Here is a 26,082-nt window from a genome sequence, read left to right on the forward strand (position 1 = left end):
CCTGAAATGCGGTCAGGATGCCGGCCCCGGGGTCTCGCGCCAACCCGAGCATGCGAGCCCCACCCGGATCTTGCTCCTTGGAAATACTGCCGTGGGTCCGGGGGTGTGCCCCCTGCGGGTGCGGCCTGCCGCTTATCGCTCCCTTCGGACGCTCTTCGCTGCGCCCGGAGAATACCGATCGCAAGTAAGGTACGTCCCCTCAGGCCGCCTTTGCGCCCCTGCGCCCCTCGACCAGCCAGGCCGCCACGGCCAGACCGGCGGCAATCAGCAGCCACGCCCAAGCCGGCAGGAACGGGGCCACGTTCACATCGGTGGTCAGATAGGCCTCGCGCGGGGTGACCCCGATCCAGCCGCGCCCCACCGCCGGGCGCCCCTCGGCCACCTGACGAATATCTGGCGTGCCGTCCTCCAGCCGCGTCACGCCACCCCGGCTTGCCTCGGCCAGCGGTGCCAGCTCGGCGCCAGAGGCGATGGTCTCGACGAACTCGCGCGGGGCGGCGGGGCCGACGGCGATCACCCGGGTCAGATCGTCCTGCTCCAGCCGGTAAAGGCCCAGTTCCGGTGCCTGCCAGACGGCCTCATACTTGCCGGGGCTTACCTCGGGCAGGTCCACCAACGCCTGCGCCCCGTCCGGTCCGATGACCTTCACCGGGCCGGGCGGTACCTCCTTCAGCGACCGGCGGGTGATCGTCATCGCCTCACCTCGCACGGTTGCGGTCAGCGTTTCCTCTTCCAGGTCCGGCTCCTTCAGCATCCAGTGCGCCAGCCGCCGCAGCAGCTCCAGTTGCGGTCCGCCCCCCTCGTAGCCCCGCCCCCAGAGCCAGGCATGGTCAGAGGCGAGCACGGCCACGCGGCCCTGCCCCACCCGGTTCAGCACCAGAAGCGGCAGGTCGCGCGGACCGGTCATCAGCACCTGCCCGTCAAGAAGCTGCACCTCGATGGCCCGGAACCAGCGGCCCCAGCCGCCCTCGGGCGCCTCGTCCTCCAGCCCCTCGGTGACAGGGTGACGCCGACCCAGATCGGTCAGCGCCGGGCGGAAGCCTCCCTCGACCACCTGAGCCGTCGGTGCAACCGGCAGGATCTCGGCCAGAGGCGAGCGATAAAGGCTGTCGACCGCGCCATACTCCGGCCCGGCCGCGACCAGCACTGTCCCGCCGCCGCGGACATAATTGACCACATTCTCGATGTAGGACATCGGCAGGATGCCTCGCATCCTGTAGCGGTCGAAGATGATCAGATCGAATTCCTCGATCTTCTCGACGAACAGCTCGCGCGTGGGAAAGGCGATCAACGACAGTTCGTCCACCGGCACGCCGTCCTGCTTTTCCGGCGGGCGCAGGATGGTGAAATGAACCAGATCCACGGCAGCATCGGATTTCAGAAGGTTGCGCCAGACCCGCTCGCCCGCGTGCGGTTCGCCCGAAACCAGCAACACCCGCAGCCGGTCGCGCACGCCATTGATCTGGATTGCGGCGGCGTTGTTGCGGTCAGTCAACTCACCCGCCACCGGGGCCACGCTGAACTGCAGCACGTTCGCCCCTCCGTGCGGCAGCGTCACTGGCAGGTCCAGGTCGGTGTTCATGGGCACACGGTAGGTCGCCGGCGCCTCGGCATCGACCGAGATCGTCAGGTCAACCTCGCCACCGACCCCGGCCGGGACGGCGCCGATATCCTCGATGCGCAGGGTCAGATTGAATTCCTCGCCGATGATGGCAAAGGCCGGGGCATCGCGCACCACCAGGCGGCGGTCCCAGTCTGCGGCGCGTCCGGTCAGCAGCACCTGCAGGGGCGCCGGCAGATTGGGCACCAGGCCCAGATCATGCACCCGGCCATCGGTGATCAGGATAGCCCCGGCCACACGCGCCCGGGGTTCCTCGGCCAGGACCTCGGCCAAGGCGGTCAGGGCCAGCGTTCCGGCATCATCGGCCCCGTCGCCCACCCGGCGGATGCGCAGTTCTGTGTTGGGTAGCGCCGCCACCTCGGCCTCGACCGCAGCAACAGCCGCAGCGGTCTGTGCCGCCCGGTCGCCCAGACCCTGGCTTGCGCTTTCGTCCACCACCAGGATCACGATGTCGGACAGGTTCGCGCGCTGTTCTTCTTGCAGCGCGGGATTGGACAGCGCCAGCACAAGCGCCGCAAGGCCAAGACCACGCAGCCACCAGCCCGCCAGCCCGCGCCAGACCGCCAAGATGACCAGGGCCACCGCGACCCCGGCCAGAACCCAGATTACCGGCCAGCCGACCAGCGGCGCGAAGACCACCGTCTGCGTCATTGCCCCAACCTTTCCAGAAGCGCTGGCACATGCACCTGATCCGATTTGTAATTGCCGGTCAGCACATGCATGATCAGGTTTATGCCGAAGCGATAGGCAATCTCGCGCTGGCGTTCGCCGGCCATGCCGCGCCCGATCGGCAAGAGCGGCGCGCCGATGTCGTCCACTGCCCAGGCCGCCGCCCAGTCATTGCCGCCGATCACGACCGGGGTCACCCCGTCATTGAGGTTGCGGAAGGGCATCCCCACGGGCGCCTCTTCCTCGGCAAGAGGCGCTGCCTCGACCCAGAGCCCCCCGCGCGGATGGCGGCCCGGAAATTCCTGCAAAAGATAGAAGGTGCGGGTCAGCACATGATCCGGGGGCATCGGCTCGAGGGGCGGGATGTCCAGCCCCGCCGCAATCCGTTGCAGCGCCTGCCCCTCGGGGGTCGCGCTGCCGAAGCCCGCCACATCCGCATCGCGCGTGTCGAACAGGATCATCCCGCCCGTACGCAGGAACTGGTTCAGCTTGGCATAGGCCTCGGGGCTGGGGGTCGGCTGATCGGCGGTGACGGGCCAGTAGAGGAAAGGAAAGAAGGCCAGCTCGTCGCGTTCGATGTCCACCCCGATCGGCAGCGCCGGCTCGATCGAGGTGCGCTGCCACAGCTTGTCGCCAAGCCCGGTCAGCCCGGCGCGGGCCACGTCGTCCACCCGTCGGTCGCCGGTCAGCACATGGGCCAGCACCACCGCCGTCGTCGCCTCCAGCGCCAGCGCGTCGTCGGGCATGGGTGCGTCCTGCGCCCTCGCGCCCTGCGGCTGCAAGGCCACCAGCCCCAGCGCAACCACCGCCACGCCGCGGCGCAGGCCCGAAAGGCGACCCGCAACCCACAGCGCCGCCAGCACATCGAGCAGCAGGAAAGCCGCCGCCGCAGTCAGGAAGGCTCCCTTCAGCGCCTGCGCGGCACGTCCTTCCAGCCCCTCGATCGGCACGCTTGGCGGCCAGAGGGCAGGGCGCAGCTCGGTCTCGGCGCCGACAACGTTCAGTGCCACCCGGCGATCCGCCCCGGCATAAAGCCCTGGCGGCAGGTCAAGCGTCGGGCCGGCCTCCATCGCCGCGGCAAGCACCTGGCCCTCGACCCCCGGCAATTCGCCCGCATCCGTGGCCTGGCCATAGGCATCCAGCACGACCTGCGGCACCCAGGTCTGCCCGGCCAGCTCCGCCGTCCCCGGCACCGCCGCGCGGGTGGAAACCGCCAGCCGCTCCAGCATCTGCACGAACAGGCCCGACAGTGGCAGCGAGGACCATTCGGCATTCGCGGTCACATGCACCAGCACCACCTGACCGTCGCCCACTGCCTTGCGGGTCACAAGCGGTGTGCCATCCTCCAGCGCCGCGATCGTGCGGTCCGACAGGTTCGGGTCGGGCTGCGCCAGCACCTGTGCCCGCACTGCCACGTCGCCCGGCAGCGGCAGCCCGAAGAAGGGAGAGCCCTCGGGAAAGGGCGCCAGCGCCTTGGGGTCGCCCCAGCTCATCGCGCCGCCGACAGAACGCCCGCCTTCGCGCAGGCGCACGGGCATCAGGGGATCTTCCTGAAACCGGCTGACATCACTTGCCGCCAGCCGCGGCCCGGCAAAGCGCAGCAGCAGCCCGCCCCTCTCTACCCAGTCCAGCGTTGCTTCGGCCTCGGCATCGGTGAGGCGCGCCACATCGGCCAGGACCACCACATCGGGGCTGGCCAGAAGCACATCGGTCAGGCTGCCCTCGATGATCTCGGCCGTCGGCTCAAGGGCCTGGCGCAGATAGTGCAGGGGCGAAAGCAGTTGCAGCCCCTCCTGATCGGGGGTCGCCGCGATCAGCGCGATCTTGCGCCGCTTCAGGCTGTCATCGGTCAGGCTGACCGCGCCGGCCGTACGCGCGGCCTCTATCTCGAACCGGGTCAGGCGGTTGCGCAGTTCCGGCGGCAGGTCAAGCGTCGTCTCCGCGCGCGCGGCACCGGCGGCAAAGTCCAGCGTGGCGCGTGCCAGTTCCCGATCAATCCCATGCGGATCGGGCCCCCGCGCGATGACCTCGACGCTGGCCGGATCGCCGGCGGGCAGCCGGCTGGCGGCCAGCGTGACCTTGCCATCCTGAAATCCCGCCGGATGCAGCCCGAACAGCGGCCGCGGGCTTTCGATCACCCGCACCGTGCCGCGTCCCTGCAGGGCCGACAACAGATCGGCGCGCCCGGGATGGTCCAGGCCATCCGACAGCCAGACTGTTTCGAACCGCCCCTCGGGCAACGCCACCAGCCAGTCGGCCATCGCCGGGGCCCAGGCTTGCGGCTGCAAGCCTGCCGCCCGGCCCGCCCAGACCTCGGCGGTCTGGAAGACCACGACCTGCGGCGCATCGGTCAGCCGGACAAGCGCGACTGGTCGGCCCTCGGCCCCCGCTTCGGCCACCAGTGCTTCGGCCCGCTCCACCCGGCGCGGCCAGTCGCGTGCGTCGGCCCAGGAACCATCGACCACCACGAGCAGAGGCCCAGAGCCTTCGGTCCGCACCTCGGGGTCAAGGATCGGCCCGGCGAACCCGATGATCGCCGCCGCCACCGCCAGCATCCTTAGCAGCAGTAGCCACCAGGGGGTCTTGTCGGTCTCGGCCTCCGCGTCCTTCAGGCCCAGAAGCAACGCCACACCCGGAAATCGCCGCCGGATCGGCGCAGGCGGCACGGCACGCAAGAGAATCCAGAGGATCGGCAGCGCGACCAGTGCTGTCAGCAGCCATGGCACCACAAAGCCGATGGGGCCGACCATGAACATCTAGCGCCCCCCCTTCAGGGCGGCATAGGCCCAAAGCAGCGCCGACTGCGCCGGCTGTCCCGTGTGATGCGTGGTGAAATGCCAACCCACTGCGCGGGCCAGCCCCGCCAGACGGTCCTTCCGTTCGGCTAGGCGCGCCAGATAGCGCGCGCGCAGCTCGCCAGCCTGCTGCGTCTCGTGCCGCATCGTGCCGCCCATCGATTCAAAGATCGTGCGCCCGTCGAAGGGAAACTCTTCCTCCGCCGGGTCCAGGATCTGGATCAGCGCCCCCTTGCCCCCCCGATCTGCCGCCCGCGCCAAGGCCGTCTCGACCGTCGAGAGATCGCCCAGGAAATCCGACAGGAAGACAGCCCGGCCATGGCTGACCATACCCTCTGTCTCCGGCGCGCCGTATTCGCCTGACGCATCCTTCCCCGCCAGCCGCGCCGCCAGGCGCAGAAGCTGCGCCCGACCCGCCCGCGGCTGCGCCAGCCCCGCCAGCCCCACCCGCTCACCCCCGCGCAGCAGCAGCACCGCCAGCGCCAGCGCCAGCAGTTTCGCACGATCCGCCTTCGGCGCACGGGACTTGTCGCCGCTGAAGGCCATCGACTTCGACGGATCGACCCATAGCGTGACCGACTGCGCCGCTTGCCATTCGCGTTCCCGCACGAAATGCGCGTCCGACCTGGCGCTGCGTCGCCAGTCGATCATCCGGGCGCTGTCGCCCGCATGGGCCGACCGATACTGCCAGAACTCATCCCCCAGCCCCGCACGCCGCCTGCCATGCTCACCCAGCATGACGGTGGCTGCCAGCATCTCGGCCTCGGCCAGAAGTGGCGGCAGCGTCTGGCCAAGCGCCTCGGCCCGCGCGCGAAGATCGGGGGCCATACTCACGCGGCGGCCTCAAGTCCCAGCGTCCGCTGCACCGTCCGCGCGATGATGCCTGACAGGGTCTCACCCCGCGCCCGTGCAGCAAAGGACAGGGCCATCCGGTGCACCAGTACCGCTTGCGCCAGGTCCGCCACATCCCCGACCGAGGGCGCCAGCCGACCGTCCAGCAGCGCCCGCGCCCGAACCGTCAGCATAAGGGCCTGCGCTGCGCGCGGCCCCGGCCCCCAGGACAGGCTGTCGGCCAGATCGCGCCCCTCGGGCTCGCCCGGGCGGCAGGCGCGCACCAGATCAAGGATCGCCTCGACCACCTGCTCGCCCACCGGCATCCGCCGGATCACGCCCTGCGCCTTGATCAACTCCTCGGCGGTGAAGACCTGATGCGCCTCGGCCTCTTCGGCCCCGGTGGTGGCGATCAGGATGTCGCGTTCGGTCGCGCGGCTGGGGTATTCGACATCGACCTGCACGAGGAACCGGTCGAGCTGCGCCTCGGGCAGCGGATAGGTGCCCTCCTGCTCGATAGGGTTCTGCGTGGCCAGCACGTGGAAGGGGCGTCCCAGCGGCCGGTGCTGGCCCGCGATCGTCACTTCCTTCTCCTGCATGGCCTGCAGCAGTGCCGACTGGGTGCGCGGCGAGGCACGGTTGATCTCGTCCGCCATGAGAAGCTGGCAGAAGATCGGCCCCTCGACGAAGCGGAACGCCCTGCTGCCGTCGGGCGCTGTCTCAAGCACCTCGGACCCAAGGATATCGGCCGGCATCAGGTCGGGCGTGAACTGGATGCGGTTCGCCTTCAGCCCCATCACCGTGCCCAAGGTGTCCACCAGCCGCGTCTTGCCCAACCCCGGCAGGCCGACCAGAAGCGCGTGTCCACCGCACAGCATGCTTGCCAGGACCAGGTCCACCACCTTCTCCTGCCCGATGAAGCGCCGGTTGATCGAGGCCTTCGCCTGCCCCAGGGTGGTGCCCAGCGCCTCGATTTCCGCCACAAGCGCCTTGGTGTCGGCCATGCCAAATGCTCCCTTCTGGGTGATCAAGTCCAGTAAAGCGAACTATCCCGCCCGGCACAAATGGCAAAAGGCGACTTGACACAAATGATCGTGAGACCGCCGTCGCCGCCCGCGCCGGACGCATCGGAACGCTTCCGCAAGCCCTTGTCGCACATGTTTACGCCCTGCCCGCCCGTTGCGCGCCCGGCAAAGGCCGCTAGACTGCACGCCATGTCGAAACCCACTGCCGACACCCTCGCTGCTGCCGCATCGGCAGCCACAAAGAAGGGCCCGCCCCCGGTCCATCTGTGGAATCCGCCCTTCTGCGGCGACATCGACATGCGGATTGCCCGCGACGGCACCTGGTTCTACCTAGGCACCCCCATCGGCCGTGCGCCACTGGTGAAGCTGTTCTCCTCCATCCTGAAACGTGAAGGCGACCGCTACTTTCTTGTGACACCGGTCGAAAAGGTCGGCATCCAGGTGGACGACGCCCCCCTGGTCGCCATCGACTTCGAGGCAGAGGGCGAAGGCCGCGACCAGCGCCTGACCTTCACCACGAAGACCGAGGACCGGGCCACGCTTGGCCCCGACCACCCGCTGCGGGTGGAACGCAATCCCGCAACCGGTGAGCCGTCGCCCTACATCCTGATTCGGGCCGACCTCTGGGCGCTGATCGACAGGAAATCCTTCTACCGGATGATCGATCTGGGTTGCCACGAACGTCATGACGGGCAAGACTGGTTCGGTATCTGGTCCTCGGGGCAGTTCTTCCCGGTCATCCCCTCGTCGGAATTGCCCTGAACGCAAATGCCCCGCTTCGCCGCGAACCTGACCTTCCTCTTCACCGAAGTCGCGATGCTCGACCGGCCCGACTGGGCGGCCCGTTCGGGTTTTGACGGGGTCGAGATCCTGTTCCCTTATGACTACACGATGGCCGACTGGGAACACGCGCTGAACGGCGTGCCGCTCGCCCTGATCAACACGCCACCTGGCGACTGGGCCAGCGGCGAGCGCGGCTTTGCCGCTGTTCCGGGGATGGAGACCGCCTTCCGCGACAGCTTCCTGCGCGCCGCCGACTATGCCACACGGCTTGGCGCGCGGCGCCTGCATGTCATGGCAGGCGTCGCCAAGGGTCCGCAGGCCGAACTCTGCTACGCCGAGAACCTCGCCTGGGCGCTTGCCGCGGCGCCGGGACTGACCCTGACCATCGAACCCCTGAATCCCGATGACATGCCGGGCTACTTCCTGAACGACTTCGATCAGGCCGCCCGGATCCTCGACGACCTCGCCAACCCGCGCATCGGGCTCCAGTTCGACCTCTGGCATGCCGCACGCCTGCACGGCGATGCTTCCCGGGTCTGGGCGGACCACCGTCACCGGATCAACCATGTGCAGATCGCAGGCTTCCCCTCGCGCAACGAACCCGGCGGCGGCGGCTTTTCGCTGCCTGACCTCTGCGACGACATCGATGCCCACAGCCCCGAAACCTGGATCTCGGCCGAATACCTGCCGGCGAAAGGCACCGCCCAGGGCCTCGGCTGGCTGGCCGCGCTGAAATCCCGCACCGCGCTGATCGGCGCCTGAACACTCAGCCTTGCCCCTTGCCAAATACTCTCGGGGTCCGGGGCAGAAGGCCCCCCGCGCCGAGGAGGAGGCAGCGGGTGCGACGACGAGACGAAAGTCCTTCGGCCGCATGTCAGCCCCGTGAACGCGCCGTGGCCCCGATTCGCGCCGCATGGCTGATGCGGCCCTTGCCCACCCGACGAAAGGACGGAAGGTCGGCACCTGAAGGGCGGCAAAGCGCGCCCGATTCTGCCCGCACCCCCGACTTCGGGCAGGGATCAACCGGGGCCATCGGAATTGCGCGCACAGCCCGTCTTGTGCCCCGCCCCCCTCCGCCGCTACAAACGCAAGCGGACAAGACAGGATCCCGCGCCATGCCCATCGAAGCCCCGGAAACCCAGATCGTAACCACCTGGAAAGTGGCCTGCGACGGCGGCGAAGGCGCGCTCGGCCATCCGCGGGTCTGGCTGACCATTCCGCGCGATACCGGCTGGGTCGAGTGCGGCTACTGCGACAAGCGCTACGTCATCGACCGCGAGCACGCCCACGACGATCACTGATCATTCGGCCGCGACACCCCAGGCTGGCGGCACATCCAGCGGTCGGGCCGCCCGGAAGGCCAGCACGGCCCCGTCGCAGCAGGGGTGCGTCATGATCGTGACGCCGGCAGCTCCGCAGCGCGCCGCCTCGGCCCGTGCCGCTGCGACCAGCGCCCGCCCGATACCCCGGCGGCGGTCGGGCTCCTGAACGTGAAGCTGCTCGACCATCCCCCAGTCCGCCCCTGCGATCATGTTCCTCCCGATCAGCAGCAACACATGTCCGACCGGGTGTGTCTGCGGGCTATCCTGCCGGACGGCCACGAGAATCCGCGCAGCCGGGCCCTGCGCGATTTGCGCCAGCAGCCGGGGCGTGATGGTCACCGATTGCCCGCGCTGCGCGGCCAGCCCGCAGATCATGCGGTGCACTTCGGGCAGGTCCGTCGCCCTTGCGGGCCGGATCGTGACGGGTAGATCCATGGTCGGGGTGGTCATCGCGTCTGTCCTTCGCTTTCGGCCCGCGAAGGGAAGCCCGCACCATCAGCCTTTCCCTTGCGGGCGGCTTGATGGGTTTGTTCCGGTCGTGAAACGCTGCCCTGCCGCCTATGTGGCGCAGGTCCAATAAAACGGCTGAGAGGGCATCAGGTGCAGCATGCCCGGCACCGTGTAACGCGTCGGCCCGCCCGTCAAGCCCCCTTTCGCCGGACGGACCGGGTAGCCCCCAGCGCGGCTTTCTGCCAATAATCCCCCGACCAAAGGGAGCGACCCATGCGTTTCGGAAAAGGCCACCATCTGCACCTCATCGACGGCTCGGCCTATATCTTCCGTGCCTACCATGCGCTGCCGCCGCTGACGCGCAAGTCCGACGGTTTGCCGGTCGGTGCCGTTGCCGGCTTCTGCAACATCCTGTGGAACGAACTGTCCCGTGCCACCTCGAACGGCAAGGCCGCCACCCACCTGGCCGTCGTCTTCGACCATTCGGCTGAAACCTTCCGCAACGCGATCTACCCGGAATACAAGGCAAATCGCCCGGAACCGCCCGAAGACCTGCGCCCGCAGTTCCCGCTGACGCGCGAGGCCACCCGCGCCTTCAACGTCGCCTGCCTGGAAACGCCAGGCTACGAGGCCGACGACATCATAGCAACCCTTGCCCGCCAGGCGGTCGAGGCCGGCGGCACCTGCACCATCATCTCCTCCGACAAGGATCTGATGCAGCTGATCCGGCCCGGCGTTGACATGTTCGACCCGATGAAGAACCGGGTGATCGGCCCCGACGAGGTGATGGAAAAGTTCGGTGTTCCCCCGGAAAAGGTGATCGACGTTCAGTCCCTGGCCGGCGACAGCATCGACAACATCCCCGGCGCGCCGGGGATCGGGCTGAAGACGGCGGCGCTTCTGATCAACGAATACGGCGACCTCGACACGCTCCTTGCGCGGGCGTCTGAAATCAAGCAGCCGAAGCGTCGCGAGGCGCTTTTGGAAAATGCCGAGAGAATCCGCATCAGCCGCGATCTGGTAACGTTGAAGGACGACACGCCCCTCGACGTGACGCTGGACGATCTGGAAATCCGGCTTCCCGATCCGGACAAGGTCATGGAATTCCTCACGAAGATGGAGTTCCGAACGCTGACGAAGCGGGTGGCCGAAAAGCTGGGCATCACGCCCCCTGCCCTGCCCGAGACATCGCAGCTCCAGACCGCCCCGCGCGAGGAGGCGCCGCAGGCGACCGAGGAGCAGCCCGCCTTCGACCACGCCGCCTACACCTGCATCCGCGACCGCGCCACGCTCGACCGCTGGATCGCCCGTATCCGCGACATCGGCCATGTCGCGGTGGATACCGAGACCACCAGCCTTGACGAGATGCGCGCCGATCTTGTCGGCATCTCGCTCTGCGTCGATCCGGGCAAGGCCGCCTACATCCCCCTTGGCCACACCACCGGCGGCGGCGACCTCTTCGGCGCGACCGCCCTTGCCGAGGGCCAGTTGCCGCTGGACGAAACCCTGGCCGCATTGAAACCGGTGCTCGAGGATCCGGCGATTCTGAAGATCGGCCAGAACATGAAGTATGACTGGAAGATCTTTTCCCGGCTCGGGATCCGCGTAGCGCCCTTCGACGACACGATGCTGATGAGCTATGCCATGCACGCCGGCCTGCACGGCCACGGCATGGACGAGCTGTCCGAACGCTACCTCTCCCACAGTCCGATCCCGATCAAGTCCCTGCTCGGCAGCGGCAAATCCCAGCTCACCTTCGACCGTGTCGCCATCGACGACGCGGTGAAATATGCCGCCGAAGATGCCGACATCACGCTGCGCCTCTGGCAGGCCTTCAAGCCGCGCCTGCACCGGGCGAAGGTCACGACGGTCTACGAGACGCTGGAACGCCCGCTGGTCCCCGTGCTGGCCGACATGGAGATGACGGGCATCAAGGTGGACCGCGAAACCTTACGCGGCATGTCCAACGTCTTCGCGCAAAAGCTCGTCCAGCTGGAAGAGGAGATCCAGGACATCGCGGGCGAGAAGTTCAACGTGGGCAGCCCCAAGCAGCTGGGCGAAATCCTGTTCGACCGCCTCGGCCTGCCCGGCGGCGAGAAGGGCAAGACCGGCGCCTACGGCACCGGCGCCGACATCCTGGAAGACATCACCACGCTGGAGGACAGCCACCCGCAGGGGGCGAAACTGGCCGCCCGCATCCTCGACTGGCGCCAGATCGCCAAGCTGAAATCCACCTACACCGATGCGTTGCAGACGGCGATCAACCCCGATACGGGCCGCGTCCACACCTCCTATTCCATCGCCGGGGCGAACACCGGGCGCCTTGCCTCGACCGACCCGAACCTGCAGAACATCCCCGTCCGCACCGAGGAAGGCCGCCGCATCCGCGAAGCCTTCGTCGCCCCCGAAGGCCGGGTTCTGGTCAGCCTCGACTACAGCCAGATCGAACTGCGCATCCTCGCGCATATCGCCGACATCCCGGAACTGCGCCGCGCCTTCGACGAAGGCATCGACATCCACGCCCTGACCGCCTCCGAGATGTTCAACGTGCCCTTGGACCAGATGACTCCCGACATCCGCCGCAAGGCCAAGGCGATCAACTTCGGGGTAATCTACGGCATCTCCGGCTTCGGCCTTGCCCGCAACCTGCGCATCCCACGCGCCGAGGCGCAGGGCTTCATCGACCGCTATTTCGAGCGATTTCCGGGCATCAAGGGCTACATGTCCGATACTGTAAAGTTTGCCCAGGAAAACGGTTTCGTTCAGACGCTTTTCGGTCGGAAAATTCATACCCCCGAGATCAACGCCAAGGGCCCCGGCGCCGGCTTCGCCAAGCGTGCGGCGATCAACGCGCCCATTCAGGGCACCGCCGCCGACGTGATCCGCCGCGCGATGATCCGCATGCCCGCCGCGATCCGGGACCTGGACGCGAAGATGCTGCTTCAGGTCCACGACGAACTGCTGTTCGAGGTCGCCGAGGCCGACGCCGACCGCCTGACCGCCACCGCGAAAGAGGTGATGGAAGGCGCCGCTCACCCCGCCGTGAGCCTGAAGGTCCACCTCGCCGTCGAGGCCGGGCGGGGCCGCAACTGGGCCGAGGCGCACTGAACCGCGCCCAGGCCGCAAAGCAGGCAGAGGGCAGACCGCGCCCCGCGCCCCTTCCCCTGCATGATTGCCCTTTGCCCAAATACTCCTGGGCGCTCGAGGGGCAGCGCCCCTCGTCAGCTTCGGCCGCGCGCGCAAGGCGCGCGGCCGAGAACACGGGCTTGCGGCGCCAGCCGCTCTGCCCGGACCCTGCGGTCACGCGCGCTCGATCCGGCACTGGTAGCAATTGTTCCGGGCCGACCGCACATGCAGATAGGCCACCCGCGCGTCCGCCAGAAGCTCCGCCGCCCGCGCCGGGATCGCCGTGGTCGCAACCACGCCCCCGGTGCCATAGACGATCCGGTCGTCGTCCCCGTAGCCCCGCAGGATGTAGTCGGGCGCGGCCAGCATCTCCGGCAGCCCCGCCTCGTCCCCGGCCTCGCAGGGATCGGCGCACAGGAAGATCGGCCCCACCTCGGCATAGGGCTGCGGCGCCGGGAAGGGCCGGTAGGCAAGGACCAGCATCCCCGCCCCCTCCGGGATCATCCGCAGGCAATGCCGGCAGGGATTGCCGTCCCCCTCCGACCGCTTCCGTTCCGGCACCTGGCCATTGGCATCCGCAGCGCCAGCCTGAAACTCCCGCACCTGGTCGGTCGGGATTGCAAGAAATCGCATCGCATTCTCCGTATCTTACCGGAGGATGCCCCGCGACGCCCCGTCCGGCGACCCGGATCCTGCCAGATCAGATGCGCTCCAGCATCCGGCCCAGCGGCCGCCCACCCAGGATATGCAGGTGGTAGTGCGGTACTTCCTGATGGCCGTTCACCCCGGCGTTGGTGATTGCCCGGAAGCCCTCTTCACCAGACAGGCCCAGGATCGCGCAGACCTTGGCGACCGTGCGGTGGAAATCGACGATTTCCTCTTCCGACGCCTCGGCCGAGAAGTGATCCAGGCTGACGTAGGCGCCCTTCGGAATCACCAGCACATGCACCGGCGCCTGCGGGCGTATGTCGTGAAATACCAGCGTGTGCGGGGTCTCCATCACCGTCTTGTTGGGAATCTCGCCGCGCAGGATGCGGGCGAAGATGTTGGTCGGGTCGTAGGTCCAGCCCATCGGGAGACTCCTTTCAATCCACGAACAGGTAATCGGTGGCCGCGATCTCGCGCGCCTGACTTGGCGACAGCCCCAGAAAAGCGGCCAGCGGGCCGGCATTTTCCTCTGGCGAAGCGGTTTGCCGGATACGGTAATGGCCGGCCAGGTTCATGTCGCGCAGGCGGTCGCTTTCGAACCGCACGTCATAGCGGATCGTCGGCAGAAGCCGCCGCATCGCTGCATCAGGGGTGTGCGGGCCTGCCAGACCCACACGACGGGCGTGGCCAACCAGATAATCGTCGGTGAATTCGCAGCCAACCTCCAGCAGCCGCACCTCGCCCCGGTCGCTGTAGAAGTCCTGGATCAGTTCGGTCGAGGCCGGATCGACGCAAATCACCAGCCGGTCGCTGTTCCAGTAGTCGAACAGCATCCTGACCAGTGCGCGGCGGTGGCGCATGCGCTTTTCCAGCGTGGTCTGGATGCCGCCCAGATCGGGCAGCGGTGTAGCCGCCTCGTTGAACAGGTAGTGCACCGCAGGCACGCCCGTAACCTGGCTGATCCGGTCCGCAAGCCGCTTTGCGACATGCCATTTCTTGCAGGTCACCAGCATCAGCGTGCGGTCGCGGCCGATGCTGGCCTCGGTTTCCCAGAACCGTGGAGCGAAGCGGCGACCAATCCGCCCGCGCCCGGTCAGGAACGCGAACTGCCTGCGTCCGTCGCCGCTGATGTCAAAGTGGCGGCCGGTTTCGGAATATAACACCCCAAGCCTTTCCTTCAGCATCAGCGCCTCCGGGCTGATCTTGCGCGCAAAGAGGTAATCCTGCGCAAGAAGCAGATCGTGGTGGTCGTCATGGAACGTCACGGGCATGCCGTAGTCGGTGAACATCAGGAAGGTCAGCGTCCGCGACCGGATTTCCCGTTCCGGCACCAGATGGTAAACGATGGTCTGAAAGAAGCTCTCGTCCGGGATCCATGTGGTGCGGAAGAAGCGCACCACGTCGCGGCGACGGTCGATGAAGTCCAGCACCGCTTCCACGGTTCGGCGGCGGAGACACCACCATTGGCTGCCGATGCGGATCTTCAGATCCTCGGGCACCTTGCGGGTCAGCCCCAGCCGTTTCTGCAGGTTCAGCGATGCATAGAACAGCTTCTTGCGCCGCCTTTCGTTGAACCAGTGGCGATAGATCAGCCGCTCTTCCTTGATGCCGGTCTTGATCCAGTCCGAGCTGTGAAAATCGAAGCTTTCGATATAGTCGGCTTCGTCGCGAGACAGCCATTCCCGCGCAAACTCTGCCGTCTTGATAGGCATGCAGTCGCCTGAAAGCATGTAGAAATGCGTCGCACGCGGAAAGGCCGCCACGGCGGCACGGACGGCTTCCAGCGTGGCGGCGACAAGGCTCCATTCACCCCAACCGCATTTCACCCGTCGCCTGGCAAAGGTGATCTGCGGGTTCGCAGCCAGCGCCTCGCGAATGCGGGCGTAATCTGCCGGTTCCGCGCGCGCGTCGAAGTGGATAGAGACAAAGTCCCCGGCGGCGGTCAGCCGTTGCGCCTGCGCAATGATCCCCTCGGGATCCTTGTGGCACAGCAGGATATAGGCGATCTGCGTCATCCGGTTCGCATCTGTGCTGTGCGGGTCATCCCCGCTTCCCTAAACCGCAGCGCAGTTCCTTGAAAAGCCCGAATTTGTCTGCTTGACTGCTACGACCTTGGCCTTGGCCATGTCTGATATCGATTGGCCTTCGGAGGATTGCCGCATGGGGTTTCCCGGCACGTGGATGACGGAATCGGAAAGCGTCGTCTACCGGGTTGTTCCGAAATGCGCCTGTTCGACAATCGGACAGATCATGTATTTCTCGGACCATGGCCGGTTCTTCGACGGCGACATCCACGATTCCACCACCGGCCTGCACAAATGGGCGCAAGAGCATAGCCAAGCCCCGATCGAACGCGCGGTGCGCGGGCGCCAGGTCTACGCCTTTACCTGCGTGAGGAACCCCTATACGCGCATCCTGTCCTCTTTCTTCGACAAGATCTGCGGCATCCAGCGCAACGGCCGGCGCTATCGCGGCAATCTCGTGCCGCTGCTGATCCAGAAATACGGGATCGAGGTCGGGGGCGAGGACGGCAAGCAGGACTTCGACCAGATCGCCAGCTTCCGCCGGTTCCTTCTGTTTGCGCGCGACACGATCCGCTGGAAGAAACCGATGGAGCCCGACATCCACTGGTCGGCCATGTCGGGGCACATCTCGACCTTCATCGTCAACGGCGGGCGCTACAACCACATCTTCTTCACCGAGGATTTCAATCCCGGAATGCAGGTGGTGCTGGACAACATCGAGACGCGCCATCCGGTGGACCTGACGCAGATCCCCCGGTTCAACGAAAGCGAAGGCCACGGTCCGAAACGCGCCCACCCGGTAGAGGCCTATTTCGACGATCTCTCGATGCACCTGATGTGGGAGATCTACAAGCGGGACTTCCAGCTGTTCCGCTATGATTTCGAGAACCCGGCAAACAAGATGCCGAAAGGCCCGGTCGATCTGGACGAGGTGCATGCAAAGCTGGGCGACTGAGGCCAGCCCGCGGTCGGTTTGCCCCTTGCGCACTGACCGCTTCTGTCTATAACCCCCGGCAATTTGCGACATGGATGGGGGCAGGACATGCCGAAGCGGACCGATATCAAATCGATCATGATCATCGGCGCGGGCCCCATCGTCATCGGCCAGGCCTGCGAGTTCGACTACTCCGGCGCCCAGGCCTGCAAGGCCCTGCGGGAAGAAGGCTACCGGGTAATCCTGGTGAACTCGAACCCCGCGACGATCATGACCGATCCGGGGCTGGCCGACGCCACCTACATCGAGCCGATCACCCCCGAAGTCGTCGCCAAGATCATCGAGAAGGAACGACCCGACGCGCTTCTGCCCACGATGGGCGGGCAGACGGGCCTTAACACCGCACTGGCGCTTGCCGACATGGGCGTGTTGGAAAAGTATAAGGTAGAGCTGATCGGGGCCAAGCGCGAAGCCATAGAAATGGCAGAAGATCGCAAGTTGTTCCGTGAGGCGATGGAGCGGATCGGGCTGGAAAACCCGAAAGCGACCATCGTTGCCGCGCCCAAGCTCGCCTCGGGAAAGTATGACATTGCCGCCGGCGTTAAGCAGGCGATGGAGGCGCTGGAATACGTCGGCCTGCCCGCGATCATCCGCCCGGCCTTTACCCTCGGCGGCACCGGCGGCGGCGTGGCCTACAACCGCGACGACTATGAACAGATCGTCAAGCAGGGGCTAGAGGCCAGCCCCGTCGCCCAGGTGCTGGTGGACGAAAGCCTGCTGGGCTGGAAGGAATACGAGATGGAGGTCGTCCGCGACAAGGCGGACAATGCGATCATCGTCTGTTCCATCGAGAACGTCGATCCGATGGGCGTCCATACGGGCGATTCCATCACCGTCGCCCCGGCGCTGACCCTGACCGACAAGGAATACCAGATCATGCGCAACGGCAGCATCGCCGTCCTGCGCGAGATCGGGGTCGAGACCGGCGGGTCCAACGTGCAATGGGCGATCAACCCGAAGGACGGCCGCATGGTCGTCATCGAGATGAACCCCCGCGTCTCGCGTTCCTCGGCGCTGGCCTCGAAGGCCACGGGTTTCCCCATCGCCAAGATCGCGGCCAAGCTGGCAGTGGGCTACACGCTGGACGAGCTGGACAACGACATCACCAAGGTCACGCCTGCATCCTTCGAGCCCTCGATAGATTATGTCGTGACCAAGATCCCGCGCTTTGCCTTCGAGAAGTTCCCGGGAAGCGAGCCGAACCTGACCACCGCGATGAAGTCGGTCGGCGAGGCCATGGCCATCGGCCGCACCATCCACGAATCGCTGCAGAAGGCGCTGGCCAGCCTTGAAACCGGCCTGACCGGCTTTGACGAAATCGCCATTCCCGGCGCACCCGACAAGGCGGCGATCATCAAGGCGCTTGGCCAGGCCACGCCCGACCGGCTGCGAACCATCGCCCAGGCCATGCGCCACGGGCTTACGAACGACGAGATCCAGGCCGTCACCGCCTTCGACCCCTGGTTCCTCGCCCGGATCCGCGAAATCATCGACACCGAAGCGCGCGTCCGCAAGGAGGGCCTTCCCGTCACCGCCGAAGGATTGCGCGCGCTGAAGATGATGGGCTTCACCGATGCGCGTCTGGCGAAACTGACGGGCCGCGACGAAGCCCAAGTCCGCCGCGCCCGGCAGCGGCTGGGGGTCACCGCCGTCTTTAAGCGCATCGACACCTGCGCCGCCGAGTTCGAAGCGCAGACGCCTTACATGTATTCCACCTATGAAGCGCCTGCGATGGGGGACGTGGAATGCGAATCCCGTCCCACGTCGGCGAAGAAGGTCGTCATCCTCGGCGGCGGCCCGAACCGGATCGGTCAGGGCATCGAATTCGACTACTGCTGCTGTCACGCCTGCTTTGCCCTGACCGCGGCCGGTTATGAGACCATCATGGTCAACTGCAACCCGGAGACGGTAAGCACCGACTACGACACCTCCGACCGCCTGTATTTCGAGCCGCTGACGCTGGAACATGTCCTGGAAATCCTGCGGGTCGAGCAGGAGAATGGCACGCTGCATGGCGTCATCGTCCAGTTTGGCGGCCAGACGCCGCTGAAACTGGCCAATGCGCTGCATGCCGAAGGCATTCCTATCCTCGGCACCTCGCCCGATGCCATCGACCTGGCCGAAGACCGCGAACGGTTCCAGAAACTCCTGCACGACCTTGGCCTGAAGCAGCCCAAGAACGGCACCGCCCGCTCACGCGAAGAGGCGTTCCGGGTGGCGCACGAGGTCGGCTATCCGCTGGTCATCCGCCCCTCCTTCGTCCTTGGCGGCCGCGCGATGGAAATCGTGCGTTCCGACGAACAGCTCGACCGCTATATCTCCACCGCCGTCCAGGTTTCGGGCGACAGCCCGGTTCTGCTCGACAGCTACCTCTCCGGTGCCGTCGAGGTTGACGTCGATGCGTTAAGCGACGGCAAATCCGTGCATGTCGCCGGAATCATGGAACATATCGAGGAAGCCGGCGTCCACTCCGGCGACTCGGCCTGCTGCCTGCCGCCGCACCAGCTTTCGGCCGAGACCGTGGCCGAGCTGAAGCGGCAGACCGAAGTGATGGCCCGCGCGCTGAATGTCGTCGGCCTGATGAACGTACAGTTCGCAATCAAGGATGGGGTGATCTACGTTCTCGAGGTCAACCCCCGCGCCAGCCGCACCGTGCCCTTCGTCGCCAAGGCCACCGATTCGGCCATCGCCTCGATCGCCGCCCGGCTGATGGCCGGCGAACCGCTTTCGGCCTTCCCGGTCCGCCCGCCCTACCCCGAGGGCGTCGGCCCCGACAGCCCGCTGCCGCTCGCCGACCCGCTGACGCTGGCCGATCCGCAGACGCCCTGGTTCAGCGTGAAAGAGGCCGTCCTGCCCTTCGCGCGCTTCCCCGGCGTCGATCCGGTGCTGGGGCCCGAAATGCGATCCACCGGCGAGGTAATGGGCTGGGACCGCACCTTCCCGCTGGCCTTCCTGAAGGCCCAGATGGGCGCAGGCACCATCCTGCCGACCGAGGGTCGCGTCTTCCTGTCGGTCAAGGATGCGGACAAGACCCCGGCCCTGGCCGCCGCCGCGAAAGATCTGGTGGCGATGGGCTTCACCATCGTTGCAACCCGGGGCACCGCCCAATGGCTTTCCTCGCAGGGAGTACAGGCCGAACCCGTCGCCAAGGTCTATGAGGGCCGCCCCAACATCGTGGACCGTCTGAAGAACGGCGAGATCGCCCTGGTGATGAACACGACCGAGGGCACCCAAGCCGTCAGCGACAGCCGCGACATCCGTCGTGTCGCTCTGATGGACAAGATTCCCTACTTCACCACGGCAGCCGCGTCGATTGCTGCGGTCGCGGCAATGAAGGCCCGCGACGAGGGATACGGCGTTCGCACCCTGCAAGGCTGACCGCTGCCTGGTGCCTTGGGACAACGCGCAGGGAGTCTGCAGAACGCTTGCCGGGGCAAGTCTCAGGCAAAGCCTGCCGTGACCCGGCAACGGGTCTTGCCGCGTGCTAGGCTGCCAGACCGGTTTCGGACACGGCCTCCTGCCACTTAAGTCCTGGGCGGTACCGGGCGGCAACCCGGCCATTCTGCAACGCGAACAGGTGCAGCCAGCCGTTGTCGAACAGCTGCCGCACTGCATCATGCTTGCGCAGGACTTCGGTCATCGCCTCGGTCGGGGCCTCGATCATCACCGAAAGCCGCAGCGCGTCGTGGGCGGGGCGTTCGCCGTCATGCACGGTCTGGACCGGCAGACCGGGGCGCAGCAGGCCCCCGTTACCTTCAACAACGCCGATGCCGCCGACGACATTGTGGATCAGCTTGTTCCCTCCGCCAAAGACCTGCGGCGCTAGGGTCGAGCCGTAGTATTGCAGACTGATCCAGCTGGCGACCACCACGGGCGCGGTGAGGATCAGTTCCAGCGTGGCAAAGCCCTTGTCCTGGGCCCAGTCGTAGCTGTGCAGGAAGGCCCGGCCCTTCAGATCGCGTCCGGCCGTCACGCCGCGTGGCGCAGCGATGAAGGCGGCGCAGCCGGCAAGGCCCCATTCTGGACGCACCTCTGCCCAGTCCCTTGCGCGCCGCATGAGGGTGTCGGGCGTAGCCCCGGGCAGCCTTGGCGACCGCTCGGCCCGCGCCTCGTGTCCGGCGGCGGCTAGCCAAGCCCGGGCCTGGGCCAGATCCGCGGCATGGCCCGGCGCCGGCGTGTCGAGATAGAGCGTGACCTTGTCGGTCACCGTGTCATGCAGGCCGGCAACGAAAAGGGTGTCGTCCGGCAGGCTCAGGCCGAGGCCCGGCAATCCGGCGCGAGTTTCCGGGTGGTTCAGCAGCGCGGCCAGCAGCCGGGAGGAAACCTCGCCCGTCTGGCCCGAACAGGCGCCGCAGTGATAGGCGCTTTCGTGCGGATTGTTCGTGACCTGCGCCCCATGACCAACCAGCAGGACCAGCCTGGCGTGGCCCTCGGTCAGGCTCATCGCCCGCAGCACCGCCGCCGCCGTCTGCGCCTTCTGTTCTGCTGTCAAGCCGCCCTCGATCCTCGGCATCGGCGCAGGTTTCAGCCCCTCTGCCCCCAGCCCCAGCACATCCCGCATGAGCTTGCCGCCATAGACCGGACCGGCCGCTTCCACGAATGCGAAAGAAGAAACTGCCGCCTGCCGGAAACGCCCCCAGGCCCGCCTTGCCCTTGCGGCGATCCGCCTTGTGGCTTCCTCGTCCTCGGCCCCGTGGCTCGTAGAGGTAAGCGCCGGGGTCAGCAGGGCAGGCAGATGGGCCTGCAGCTCATCCGTTCCCGCAGGCCGATGCGCAACCGGAAGGCCGAAGAAGCCGGCGAAGCCCAACGTCTCGATCGCCTCGTCCTGCGCTTCAAGAGCCCGACGCAGGACTTCGGACCGCACGTCGATGCAGAAGGCAGCCTGAAGCCTGGCCCGTCCCCCGCGCGCGACGGTTCCAGTCAGTTGCGCGGCAAGCCGGCGCTGATGCGCCCGTTCGGCAGCATCCTGAAGGATCGCGTCAAGCACCTGCTCGGCCGTCGGCTGCACGGGTTCGGCATGGGTGGCGACAACGGCCTGCCAGTCGGCGGCAACCGCGGGACAATGGATCAGCAGCGCCTCTTCCCAGACCAGGCGGATTGCAAGCAGGTCGGTGATCGTTGCGTCGGTTCCACCCGCAAGTTCGGCCTGCCACAGCATCCAGCGCGCGTGCATCGGCCAGCCGCCAAGGTCGATGAGCAGCCGGTGGAATGCGGTTTCTGCGGCATCGGGTCCAAGCCCCAACCTGTCAGCCGCGCGCAGGATGGCGCGGTCGGCGGAATCGGGTGCCGCGGCCACATGGGCAGAGAACCCGGTCAGTCCGGCGATTTCCGGTGTCAGGTCATGCGTCGCCCATTCACGCCAGGCGGCGTAGGCACCAGGCCCCGGGCGTGGTGTCCACAGGGCCTGCCCCCGGTCGAAATGACCCGCTGCCCACAGGCCGACAGTGCGGGCAATGATCGCCGGCCAGTCCGTCCCGGTGGCTGCAGCGGCCAGTTCCGCAACCGTCGGCAGCGCCTGCGGTGCCGGCGCCGGACAGTGCATCCGCGCCTTCAGTGTGGCAAGATCCCGCGGCTTGACCGGCGAGGGCGATGCGACCAGGGCGGCGGCAAGGTCATCTTCGGTGATCTCTCCCGCTGACACCTTTGCCGTCAATTCGGCGCGCGGCCGGGTGAGGCAAACCCCGGCCACCCTGGCCAACCGGCCCGACGCGGTTGCAAGATCTTCACCGGTCTGCCCGAGGAAGGGGTTAACGGCGACGGTCGCATCCAGCGGAAAGGCGGGCGGGATGGCCCTGGCCGCGGCATCGGCGGCGACCAGCAGCTGCGAGGCCAGGGTCGGGGCGATGTGCGTGTGCTTGTGGAACATGAAGGGTCTCCAGGATCAGGATTTCGTTGGTGCCCGGTAGCCGCCGATCAGGCGGTCAAGCAGCGCATTCAGGTAAAGGCCGTTCGCCAGATGCACGCGCAGTCCTGCCGTTGCGGGATGATGCGCCCAAAGCGGGAAAAGCGCCTGGGCAAAGGCAACCAGGCCGAAGCTCAGGACCGCAAGAACGATCAGCGCCCATTCCAGCGGGCCAGCCAGCGGTGCTGCGGGAAGCGACGGGCCCCAGACGGCCTGCGCCAGAACCTGGAAGCCGAAGTAGGCCAGGGCCGCGGCCAGCGAGGCAGCGACGGTCCGCCGGGTCAGGGCTCCGGGCGCGGCATCTGCCAGCCCCTGTGCGACAAGGTAGGAGACTCCGAAGATCAGCATGGCCCCCAGCGCAAGTGCCTGCGGCGCCTTTTCGCCCACCAGCGCCGTGAACGCGACCGCCACCGCGGCATAAAGCGCAATGGCCAGTGCGAATGACCTTGTCACGGCCGAAAGGTCGGGCACGGCTACTGGCCCCGGCTTGCGGATGGCGTTGACAGCCCCGACCGCGCCTCCCGACGACAGGAATGCGTGCGCCTTGTAAAGCGAATGGGCGACGATGTGCAGCAGCGCAAGCGCCCAGAGGCCCAGCCCGCATTGCAGCAGCATGAAGCCCATCTGCGCCACCGTCGACCAGGCAAGCGAGGTCTTGACCGCGGCCTGGGTCAGCATGACCAAGGCCCCGAACAGCGCGGTCAAGCCGCCGATCATGACCAACGCGGCCATCGCTCCGGGGCTTGCCTGGACCAGACCCGACAGCGTGATCAGCAGAACGCCGCCCGAGTTGATGATGCCCGCATGCAGCAGGGCCGAAACCGGCGTCGGCGCTTCCATGACTTCGGTAAGCCAGCCGTGCAGCGGAAAGGCGGCCGTCTTCATTGCCGCAGCAAGAACCAGCAGTCCGACAGCGGCCTGCGCCGGCATCGGCAGGGCCTCGGCCCGGGTCAGCGCGGCGATCTCGACGGTCCCGAAGCTATGCCATAGAAGCACGGTTGCCGCTATCAGTGCCAGATCGCCCGCCATCCAGACGCGGGTAAACTTTGCCGCCGCGCGCCGTGCCTCGGGCCTGTCAGGGTAGAACAGAAGAAGCTGCCGCAGGACCAGCCCGGTTGCCATGAAGGCTGCGACAAGAACGGGCAGGCTTGCAGCGTGGACAAGGGCCAGCACGCTGGCCGTCGCAGCCAGGGTCAGGCCATGGAACCTGCCTTCCCTGGACTCTCCGTCCAGATACCGGCACGAGAAGCGCACGACCACCCAGCCCACGAAAGACACAAGCAGCGCAAGCGTGACGCTGACGGCATCAAGCCGGAATACGGCAAGACCACCTGGGTTCAATGTCAGCGGACCGGCCGTCAGAAGCTGGACAAATCCTGCCAGTCCGAGGGCCAGGGCGGCAAGCATGGCGGCCTCGGCCATGACAAGCAGGGCGCCGGGACGGCGACCGGGGCGTGCGGCGAAGGTGACTGCTGCGGCAAGCAGCACGAGCGGGGCAAGGACAATCAGCGGGAAATCTGGCATGGCCAACTCCGGGGTTTGGATCACGCCCAGTCATCTAGCGCTTGCGTTAATTCTAAAAAATTACATATATTATGCGTAAACGTTCTATTTGTTAGAACAATGGCCCTGCTGAACCTTCACCACTTGCGCCTGTTCCGGGCCGTTGCGATCGATGGCACCCTTACAGGTGCCGCACGGCGCCTCAGACTTTCGCAATCGGCCCTGTCCAGCCAGCTGAAGGCGCTGGAAGCGTCGCTGGGCCAGGATCTGTTCGAAAGGCGCGGCCGGGGTCTGGCCCTTACCGAGGCCGGGCGCATCGCCCTTGACCATGCAGAAACGATCTTCCGGACGGCAGATGACCTGACCGCGACCCTGCGCGAGACAGGACGGGCGCGGCGGGCCCTGCGCGTCGGGGCCCTTGCCACGCTGTCGCGCAACTTCCAGATCCAGTTCCTNCGCTGTCGCGCAACTTCCAGATCCAGTTCCTGCACCCCCTGATCGGGCGCCCTGATGTCGAGGTTGTCCTTCGCTCCGGCTCGCAGGACGAGCTGCTGCGCGGGCTAGAGGCGCTGGCGCTGGACGTGGTGCTGACCAACCTTGCCCCCGCGCGCGATGCGGCCAGTCACTGGCTGGTGCATCGCATCGACGAACAGCCGATCAGCCTGATCGGCACGCCCGCGCGACTTGGACCGGATAGCCGGCCACTTCGTGCCCTGCTTGGCGAAAGCCCGCTCGTCCTGCCCACCCGCGAGACTGCGCTGCGGTCGGCCTTCGACGCCCTTGTCGATCGGATGAACGTGAGCCCGGTCATCGCGGCCGAAGTCGATGACATGGCAATGATCCGGCTTCTGGTGCGGGCGGATGCCGGGCTTGCCATCATTCCGCCGATCGTCGTGCAGGACGAACTGCAAGCCGGCACACTGGTCGAGGCAGCCCGGCTGGACGGAATCAGCGAAACCTTCCTGGCGGTGACCAGGGAACGGCGATTTCCCAACCCGCTGCTTGCGGATGTCCTGTCGCGCTGACAGGACGACGCGGCCTATTTCGCCATTCCCGAGGTCCAGCCCCGCGTCTTGCCTGGGTTCATCAGCCCGTAGGGATCGGCCTCGCGCTTGAAGTCGATCTGGACGGTGTCGATCGCCTTCATGCCGCCGTCCTCGATCGTGATCGCATGGGGATCGTAGATCGCGCAGCCCTCGGCCTCCAGCTCTGCGATGATCTGATACATCCGTTCTTTCGTCGTCCAGCGCACGATGGGCAGCGCGAAGAAATGCACCTCGCCGGCCATGCGGGCGGTTTCGTGGTGCCAGTAGATTTCCTCGCCATAGCGGTCCCGTTGCCGGGCGCAGAGCGCATACTCCAAGGGGGGCGCGTAGGCGACCTGAAGATAGGTCCAGATGCCGGGCTCGACCTTCAAGGCCTGCAGCGTGGTATGGTTCCAGCCGCATTCCCAGACCGGGGGCAGGCCAGCCGCGTCCATCTCGGCGTCGGTCTTCACCAGCACGATCTTGCCGCCGTGAGCCGCGACCAGTGCCTCGAAATCGGCAAGGCTTTCGGGGCCGATCATGGCGAAGACAGCGTCATGGGTGGGGGGGAAGATGTTCGCGAGCTTCTTGTAAAAGCGCGAGAAGCGGCGTTCGCAGACCGTCAGCAGGAAGCTTTCGATTCCCGCTTCAGCCGCCGTCACCGTCGCCTTCAGCGCGGTGTCGTAGCCGTCGAACAGCGCCACCACCTGGCGGTAGTCGATCTTCGGCGTCAGGCCATAGTCCATGGCCGTGATGATGCCGTTGGTGCCGTAGGCGTGCTGGACCTTCAGGATATCCGGCCCCTGCAACTCGATCACCCTGGGGGTTTCCTCGAGCGTCACAAGGCGGATCCAGGTGATATTCGTGCCATCCCGCAGCATCCCGTTGCGCAGCGACCCGATGCCTCCCGACCCGCCCGAGACGAAGCCCGCCATCGTCGCCAGCCGCTTGGTCGAGGGGAACATCGACAGCATCTGCCCGGTCTCGGCGACGGCATGCTCGACCCGCTCGATCCGCGCACCGGCCTCGCAGACGACGCGGCCGGGGGTGATCTCGATGATCCGGTCGAGCTTCGTCATCTCCATCACCACCCCGCCTTCCAGGGGCACGCACTGGCCATAGTTGCCGGTGCCGCCACCGCGCAGGGTCAGCGGGATGCGCAGGCGCGCGCAGGCGGCTGCAACCGTGATCACCTCGGCCTCGGTCCGGGGCTGGACGACCAGCTGGCCGCTCAGCGGGTCAAGCTGTTCCTTCAGGATCGGCGAATACCAGTAATAGTCGCGCGACTTGGCCTGGACGTATTTCGGATCGTCCATCGCCGGCACCTCGCCGATCATGGCTCGGAAGGCGGTCAGTTTTTCCAT

General features: G+C 66.7%; 19 protein-coding genes. 8 read left to right on the forward strand and 11 right to left on the reverse strand.

Annotated elements, in window-relative coordinates:
• Positions 1-199: 199 nt before the first annotated feature.
• The 4 genes from EZM81_RS07655 to EZM81_RS07670 are packed head-to-tail and all read right to left on the reverse strand — an operon-like array spanning position 200 to position 6,920.
• Positions 200-2,272, reverse strand: coding sequence for a hypothetical protein (locus tag EZM81_RS07655; protein ID WP_136645325.1), 2,073 nt, complete (start codon positions 2,270-2,272; stop codon positions 200-202).
• Positions 2,269-5,046, reverse strand: a complete 2,778-nt coding sequence (locus EZM81_RS07660; protein WP_136645326.1) for a DUF4159 domain-containing protein — start codon at positions 5,044-5,046, stop codon at positions 2,269-2,271. Before EZM81_RS07660 ends, EZM81_RS07655 begins: the two co-directional genes overlap by 4 nt.
• A complete protein-coding gene (locus EZM81_RS07665) occupies positions 5,047-5,913 on the reverse strand; it encodes a DUF58 domain-containing protein (RefSeq protein WP_136645327.1) in 867 nt (288 codons plus the stop codon). It abuts the gene before it with no gap.
• Positions 5,914-5,915: 2 nt separating this feature from the next.
• Positions 5,916-6,920, reverse strand: coding sequence for a MoxR family ATPase (locus EZM81_RS07670; RefSeq protein WP_136645328.1), 1,005 nt, complete (start codon positions 6,918-6,920; stop codon positions 5,916-5,918).
• 210 nt (positions 6,921-7,130) lie between these two features.
• Here EZM81_RS07670 and EZM81_RS07675 point away from each other — a divergent pair, with 210 nt between their 5' ends.
• From EZM81_RS07675 to EZM81_RS07685, 3 genes are all read left to right on the forward strand, one after another.
• Entirely contained in the window at positions 7,131-7,703 is a 573-nt protein-coding gene (locus tag EZM81_RS07675) for a DUF1285 domain-containing protein (protein ID WP_136645329.1), read from the forward strand.
• Between the two features lie 6 nt (positions 7,704-7,709).
• On the forward strand, positions 7,710-8,486 hold the full coding sequence (locus EZM81_RS07680) for a hydroxypyruvate isomerase family protein (protein WP_136645330.1): 777 nt from the start codon (positions 7,710-7,712) through the stop codon (positions 8,484-8,486).
• A gap of 353 nt (positions 8,487-8,839) precedes the next feature.
• Positions 8,840-9,025, forward strand: coding sequence for a zinc-finger domain-containing protein (locus EZM81_RS07685; RefSeq protein WP_136645331.1), 186 nt, complete (start codon positions 8,840-8,842; stop codon positions 9,023-9,025).
• On the opposite strand, the gene EZM81_RS07690 is transcribed toward EZM81_RS07685, so the two are convergent.
• The gene (locus EZM81_RS07690) at positions 9,026-9,496 is read right to left on the reverse strand and encodes a GNAT family N-acetyltransferase (protein WP_136645332.1); all 471 of its coding nucleotides are present in this window, start codon (positions 9,494-9,496) and stop codon (positions 9,026-9,028) included.
• Between the two features lie 273 nt (positions 9,497-9,769).
• Here EZM81_RS07690 and polA point away from each other — a divergent pair, with 273 nt between their 5' ends.
• Positions 9,770-12,604: a DNA polymerase I gene (gene polA, locus EZM81_RS07695; protein WP_136645333.1), complete on the forward strand. Its 2,835-nt coding sequence runs from the start codon at positions 9,770-9,772 to the stop codon at positions 12,602-12,604.
• A 192-nt stretch (positions 12,605-12,796) separates the two neighbouring features.
• Here polA and EZM81_RS07700 read toward each other — a convergent pair whose 3' ends face one another.
• The 3 genes from EZM81_RS07700 to EZM81_RS07710 all read right to left on the reverse strand — a co-directional run bounded on the left by EZM81_RS07700 (position 12,797) and on the right by EZM81_RS07710 (position 15,285).
• On the reverse strand, positions 12,797-13,255 hold the full coding sequence (locus EZM81_RS07700; RefSeq protein ID WP_136645334.1) for a DUF1203 domain-containing protein: 459 nt from the start codon (positions 13,253-13,255) through the stop codon (positions 12,797-12,799).
• 67 nt (positions 13,256-13,322) lie between these two features.
• Entirely contained in the window at positions 13,323-13,694 is a 372-nt protein-coding gene (locus tag EZM81_RS07705; protein WP_135449801.1) for an HIT domain-containing protein, read from the reverse strand.
• Between the two features lie 13 nt (positions 13,695-13,707).
• A complete protein-coding gene (locus EZM81_RS07710; RefSeq protein WP_136645335.1) occupies positions 13,708-15,285 on the reverse strand; it encodes a DUF5928 domain-containing protein in 1,578 nt (525 codons plus the stop codon).
• Positions 15,286-15,430: 145 nt separating this feature from the next.
• Here EZM81_RS07710 and EZM81_RS07715 point away from each other — a divergent pair, with 145 nt between their 5' ends.
• Both EZM81_RS07715 and carB read left to right on the forward strand, forming a co-directional pair.
• Positions 15,431-16,249, forward strand: a complete 819-nt coding sequence (locus EZM81_RS07715) for a sulfotransferase family protein (RefSeq protein WP_135449870.1) — start codon at positions 15,431-15,433, stop codon at positions 16,247-16,249.
• Between the two features lie 87 nt (positions 16,250-16,336).
• The gene (gene carB, locus EZM81_RS07720) at positions 16,337-19,666 is read left to right on the forward strand and encodes a carbamoyl-phosphate synthase large subunit (RefSeq protein WP_135449799.1); all 3,330 of its coding nucleotides are present in this window, start codon (positions 16,337-16,339) and stop codon (positions 19,664-19,666) included.
• Between the two features lie 106 nt (positions 19,667-19,772).
• On the opposite strand, the gene EZM81_RS07725 is transcribed toward carB, so the two are convergent.
• On the reverse strand, positions 19,773-22,154 hold the full coding sequence (locus EZM81_RS07725; RefSeq protein ID WP_136645336.1) for a YbcC family protein: 2,382 nt from the start codon (positions 22,152-22,154) through the stop codon (positions 19,773-19,775).
• Positions 22,155-22,169: 15 nt separating this feature from the next.
• The gene (locus EZM81_RS07730; RefSeq protein WP_136645337.1) at positions 22,170-23,714 is read right to left on the reverse strand and encodes a proton-conducting transporter membrane subunit; all 1,545 of its coding nucleotides are present in this window, start codon (positions 23,712-23,714) and stop codon (positions 22,170-22,172) included.
• Between the two features lie 99 nt (positions 23,715-23,813).
• On the opposite strand from EZM81_RS07730, the gene EZM81_RS18740 reads away from it, so the two are divergent.
• Positions 23,814-24,191, forward strand: coding sequence for a LysR family transcriptional regulator (locus EZM81_RS18740; RefSeq protein WP_371685726.1), 378 nt, complete (start codon positions 23,814-23,816; stop codon positions 24,189-24,191).
• A gap of 53 nt (positions 24,192-24,244) precedes the next feature.
• A complete protein-coding gene (locus tag EZM81_RS18745) occupies positions 24,245-24,718 on the forward strand; it encodes a LysR substrate-binding domain-containing protein (protein WP_371685728.1) in 474 nt (157 codons plus the stop codon).
• A 14-nt stretch (positions 24,719-24,732) separates the two neighbouring features.
• Here the strand turns inward: EZM81_RS18745 and EZM81_RS07740 are convergent, their stop codons facing one another.
• Complete coding sequence (locus EZM81_RS07740; protein WP_211195393.1) at positions 24,733-26,082, reverse strand: FAD-binding oxidoreductase; 1,350 nt, start codon at positions 26,080-26,082, stop codon at positions 24,733-24,735.

It is taken from the genome of Tabrizicola sp. YIM 78059 (genome assembly GCF_004959785.1).
In the GTDB taxonomy this organism is placed as follows: domain Bacteria; phylum Pseudomonadota; class Alphaproteobacteria; order Rhodobacterales; family Rhodobacteraceae; genus Tabrizicola; species Tabrizicola caldifontis.